Source organism: Streptomyces sp. NPDC004658, from assembly GCF_040609555.1.
In the GTDB taxonomy this organism is placed as follows: Bacteria; Actinomycetota; Actinomycetes; order Streptomycetales; family Streptomycetaceae; genus Streptomyces.
In genome coordinates, this window is sequence record NZ_JBEXKG010000381.1 from 1 (window position 1) to 1,650 (window position 1,650).

At 71.3% G+C, this 1,650-nt stretch carries 2 protein-coding genes; both read left to right on the top strand.

The genetic code is table 11. From position 1 onward, the window contains the following. Positions 1-242, top strand: a 242-nt coding sequence (locus ABZV94_RS41495; protein WP_356350269.1) for a zinc-binding dehydrogenase, incomplete at its 5' end; no start/stop codon positions are given. Between the two features lie 109 nt (positions 243-351). After that, positions 352-1,650 (top strand): APC family permease (locus tag ABZV94_RS41500; RefSeq protein WP_356350272.1); only part of this gene is annotated, 1,299 nt, incomplete at its 3' end.

Sequence of the window (1,650 nt, forward strand, 5' to 3'; positions counted from 1 at the left end):
CGGTTCCCGGCGGCGTCTCGGAGCGCCTCGCCACCGTGGCCGGCCAGGCCGGGGTGCGCACCAGCCCCTTCCTGGTGGAGCCGGACTCCCCGGCCCTGACCGTGATCGCCGGGCTGGTCGATTCCGGCGGGGTCCGCGTCGAGGTGGAGCGCTCCTTCGCGCTTGAGGAGGCCGCCGAGGCCCACCGTCTCGGCGAGACCAACCGCACTCGCGGCAAGCTCGTCCTCACCGTCACCGACTGACTCCCCCAGCCTCCGGGCAGACGGGCCGCCGGATGCCTGCTCCTGCGCCTGGGCAGGCATCCGGGGGGCTCGGCGCCTGCTCGGCCCCGGGGCGGGTATACGGGATCGAGTGAAACCTCTCCCCCTCAAGCCCCCGCCGTCGGACTCCCCGCCCGCACTCAAGAAGGCCCTGACCACCCCGCTGCTCTACTTCTTCATCCTGGGCGACGTCCTCGGAGCGGGCGTGTACGTCCTGGTGGGCCAAGTCGCCGCGGAATCCGGCGGCGCTGTGTGGGCCCCCCTGCTCGCCGCCCTGTGCCTGGCTCTGCTCACGGCCGCCTCCTACGCGGAGCTGGTCACCAAATATCCGCGTGCGGGCGGCGCTTCGCATTACGCCACCCTGGCGTACGGGCCCTTCCTCGGCTTCCTGGCCGGGTTCTGCATGCTCGCCGCCGGCGTCGTGTCGGTGGCCGCCCTCGCCCGAGGGTTCGGCGGCGACTACCTGTCCGAGTTCGTCACGCTCCCCGTAGTGCTGGTGACGATCGTCTTCCTCGCCGCCCTGGCTCTGCTGAACGCGCGAGGCATCAGCGAGTCGACCCGGGCCAACGTCGTCGCCACGGTCATCGAGGTCAGCGGGCTGCTCCTGGTCATCGGGCTCGGCGCCTGGATCGTGCTGCGCGGCGACGGAGACACCGCGAGGCTCACGGACCTGGGCACCTCGCGTGAAGGGCCCGTGGCAGCCCTGCTGAGCGGCGCGGTGCTCGCCTACTACTCCTTCGTCGGCTTCGAGACGTCCGTCAACGTGGCCGAAGAGACCCTCGACCCCCGTCGCTCGTATCCCCGAGCGCTCTTCGGCGCACTGGTCACCGCCGGCGCGGTGTACGCACTGGTCGGAGCGGCCGCCGCGGCATCGGTACCGACCGAAAAGCTGACGGAATCCAGCGGGCCGCTCCTCGAAGTCGTCCGGGCGGCGGGAGGAGTCCCGACGGAACTCTTCAGCGCCATCGCCCTCGTGGCCGTAGCGAACGGAGCCCTGCTGACGGGCATCATGTCCTCACGACTGGCCTACGGCATGGCACGGGACGGTCTGCTGCCCCGCTTCCTGACCAAGGTCCTTCCCGGCCGGCGCACCCCGTGGGCCGCCATCGCCGCCACCACGGCGCTTTCTCTGCTCCACGCGCTGACCGGCGATGTGTCCACGCTGGCTTCCACGCTGGTCCTCCTGCTTCTGGTGGTCTTCTTCCTCGTCAACACCGCACTTCTCGTACTGCGCCGGGATGCGGTCACCCGGGAGCACTTCCGGGCACCGACCCTCGTCCCCGTCCTCGGAGCCCTGTCCTGCGTCGTCCTCGCCACCCAGATCGGACGCGATGTGTGGCTGCGAGGACTGCTCGTCCTGGCCGTCGGCGCGGTGCTGGGCGCGGTCGCC